At 52.9% G+C, this 3,380-nt stretch carries 4 protein-coding genes; all 4 read left to right on the top strand.

What is annotated here, in order from left to right; translation table 11 throughout:
• Positions 1-111 precede the first annotated feature (111 nt).
• Positions 112-348, top strand: coding sequence for a hypothetical protein (locus DMG62_24660; GenBank protein ID PYY19392.1), 237 nt, complete (start codon positions 112-114; stop codon positions 346-348).
• Positions 349-515: 167 nt separating this feature from the next.
• Positions 516-695, top strand: a complete 180-nt coding sequence (locus DMG62_24655; protein ID PYY19391.1) for a hypothetical protein — start codon at positions 516-518, stop codon at positions 693-695.
• Between the two features lie 3 nt (positions 696-698).
• Positions 699-1,241 carry a hypothetical protein gene (locus DMG62_24650; protein ID PYY19390.1) on the top strand — a complete coding sequence of 181 codons (543 nt, stop codon included), beginning with the start codon at positions 699-701 and terminating at the stop codon, positions 1,239-1,241.
• Between the two features lie 514 nt (positions 1,242-1,755).
• A partial coding sequence (locus tag DMG62_24645; GenBank protein PYY19389.1) for a TonB-dependent receptor occupies positions 1,756-3,380 on the top strand: 1,625 nt, incomplete at its 3' end.

Genomic DNA, 3,380 nt, shown 5'->3' with positions numbered 1-3,380 from the left:
ATGAAATGGGTGCCGGAGAAGGATTACGGCCCAGTCGAATAGGGACGCTGGCGCTGCCAAAAATGGAACGCAGGGCCGTAGGAATACTGAGTCGATGAACCGGAGATGCGGGTGACAGAAGAGGAAGTGCTGAAAGCGGTTCGATGGCGTTACCGCATCTGCAATTACCTGTTTCGACTCGGAATAATTTGGTTGCTTTTCGGCGTAGTCCAAGGCTTTCTTCCGAATGTCCCAAACTGGATGGACTGGCTGCCAGATAGCACCCTATTGATTGCATTGGCGATATTCACAACTGCTGTGGCTATGACACTGGCCATTACCGCTGCCCTCTGTGCGATCACTATCTGAGTAAATTCCGCCCCGATAAACAAAGGTGCGCACACTGTGGAGCCAGAGTGCGGTAAAGCAGGCCGATTTCGTCCAACACTATTCGCGCCAATATCGCGAACCGTGGTCGCGACTAACGACTCTCAATCGGCAGAATCTTTTCCTCCGAGAAAATGACCTCACCGTGGATGATCTTCATTCGTCGCAGGCGGAATTGTTTGTCGTCTTACGGCGATCCGCGGACCAAAGCAAGCCTGACCACAGTTTCGCAGTTGGCAGACCACTACCGGCAACGCGAGTTGCAGCCCGATACGCTTTGGAAAACGCACTCGACCAAGGTGACTTATGAGGGCTACTTGAACAAGTAGATATTGCCGCGCTGGGGCGCATATTCCCTCTCCCGAATCAACGCCGGCGAAGTTGAGCTTTGGTTGAGGTCGCTGCCTCTAGCGAAAGCAAGTTGCGCGAAGATCCGGAATGTTCTCAGCATACTTTTCAAGCATGGAATCCGGCACGAGATCTGCCAACGCAATCCGATTCAGATGGTTCGGCGGAGTGCGAAGCGCAAGAAGATCCCGGTAGTGCTAAGTCCAGGCGAGGTTCGAAAATTGCTTCCCGTTTTAGCACTTCGCGAGCGGACTCTCGTGCTGCTTGATTATGGAACTGGTTTACGGATGAGCGAACTCTTCGCTCTCAAGTGGTCAGACGTCGACTTTCATAGAAACGAGATCAGCGTTACCCGATCTATCGTCTTTCAGGTCGTGGGACCGTGCAAGACGGAAGCATCTCAGAAGCCGATTCCGCTCGATCCATATCTCGCTAGAGCATTGCCAATCTGGCGACGCACTACAAAGCACCAGACGATCATTCGACCAGCAGCTAAGAAGGTTGGAATCACCCAGCACTTCAGGTAGCACACTTTCCGCCACGCGTACTCATCATTGCTGCGAGCAACGCAAGCAGACATTAAGTTGATGCAGGAGCTTCTTCGGCATGCTTCCAGTCGGTCACATTAGATATGTACACTCAAGCGGTCACCAGTCACAAACGAAAGGCTCACACCCATGTGGTCCGGCTGTTGCGGATGTAACAGCATTTTCTCGGGACGTTGTGCCTTTTTGTGCCTCAAGAAGTTGGTGCAGATCATGTAAGTCTCTGAAAAGCTTTGGCGTGCCTGCCTACTGAAGATAAGCCTGTCCCTGGAAGCTCAGGGACCGTTCATTTACCAAAAATGGAATATCTCCGGCCGGCATAATCTCGAAAAGTGTAGCAATGGGCGATATTCGCCAAAAGCGCTGTCCCTCTTATTTGCAGTCCGTCACGACTAATTGTCACCGGTGTCATCCTCTTGCAATCAGAATAAATTCGCCTCGCCAGGCACTACGCATGCTTATCTCGTCCTGAGTGACTTCGATCTAAGGAGAGAACATGCAACGCAGCACAGGCAAACTTTCAGGCACCCTTCGTACGCTGCTCGCACTGGCACTGATAACAATTCTTCCGGTACTTACACATGGTCAAAGCGTAAGCGGCGACCTGATCGGTACTATAGCGGATCAGCAAGGGGCAGTAATACCGAATGCGAAGGTCAGCGCGACGAATGTGGAAACCGGGGTCACCGCGACAACTACGACGAACTCCGCGGGCAGCTATCGCTTCCCAAACCTGCTCGTCGGAAAGTATGACATCAATGTTGCAGCGCCTAATTTCAAGACTGCCAGTCTGAAAGCGTTTCTAATTGAGCTGAACAAGACCGCAACAGCAAACGTAGTACTCACTCCGGGCGAAGTTTCCACCGTGGTTGAAGTAACAGCGGAAGCCCCAGTCCTCGACACGAGCACGCCGCAGCTGCAGAACACGTATGAAATCAGGCAAATGCAGAATATGCCTCTGGCTGCGGTAGGAGCTACGGGATCGGGAGTCTTGAATCTTTCGCTGTTGAATGCGGGAGTCGCCTCGAGCGGCGGACTCGGCGCCGGCACCGGCCCTTCGGTAAGCGGACAGCGTCCCAGGAATAACAACTTCAGCATCGAAGGAGTGGACAACAACAATCGGACGGTTACAGGTCCGCTGGTCGCCGTTCCCAACGACGCGGTCGAGAACCTGACGGTTCTGCAAAATCAGTTCAGCCCGGAGTTCGGACACTCGACGGGAGCGCAGTTCAACACCGTGGTTATCAGCGGAACCAACAAGTTTAACGGGCGTGTTTATGAGTACTTCCAAAACCGAAATCTGAATGCTGTCGATGTTCGCAACAGTTCGTTAAAGGAGAACCCACGCTACGATTTCAATCGCCTGGGAGGACAGCTCGGCGGTCCGATCATAAAAAACAAGCTCTTCTTCTTCAGTAACTACGAATACAACCCCCTGGGGCAGGCGAGCAATCCAGGTGCGCTCACCGCGCCGACTGCGGCGGGCATGGCGGCGATCAATTCCGCTTCAGGATTGTCGGCAACGAATAAGGCCGTTTTCATGAAGTACGTTCCCGTGGCAAACGGTCCATTCGTCCAGAACATTACGGTCGCCGGCGTTACCGTCCCCGTGGGTGAGCTGAACATAACTTCTCCAAGTTACGTGAACACTTACTTCTCGACAAACTCTGTGGATTACAACCTCTCACCGAGTGACCAGATCCGAGGCCGCTATCTCTACGACAAGTCGGACAGCATCAATAATGCCGCAGATTTGGCTCCCTTCTATACACCCTTCCCCAACAGATTTCACCTGATTGCTGTTAACGAGTATCACACCTTCTCCTCGACGCTGCAGAACGAGTTTCGTTTCGGATTTAACCGCTTCGCGCAATTGCTGCCGGTCGGCCCACAGAGCTATCCGGGTCTGGATGCCTTTCCCAACATTGAGCTTGATGAGCTGGGGATTAATATCGGTCCGGACCTCAATGCTCCACAACGCACCATACAGAATACGTATCAGCTGGTTGACAACGTGAGCTGGACGAAGGGAGCACATCAGTGGAAATTTGGCTATGACGGCCGCCGTGTGATCTCCCCGCAGCAGTTCACGCAGCGTTCGCGAGGCGATTACGAATACAA

The organism is Acidobacteriota bacterium (assembly GCA_003225175.1).
Taxonomy (GTDB): domain Bacteria; phylum Acidobacteriota; class Terriglobia; order Terriglobales; family Acidobacteriaceae; genus Gp1-AA112.
The sequence above is the reverse complement of the archived record's forward strand: the minus strand, read 5'-3'. Positions and strand labels throughout refer to the sequence as shown.

Coding starts and splice junctions, on each gene's coding strand:
- DMG62_24655 (PYY19391.1), top strand. CDS start 516: ATGATCTTCATTCGTCGCAGGCGGAATTGTTTGTCGTCTTACGGCGAT.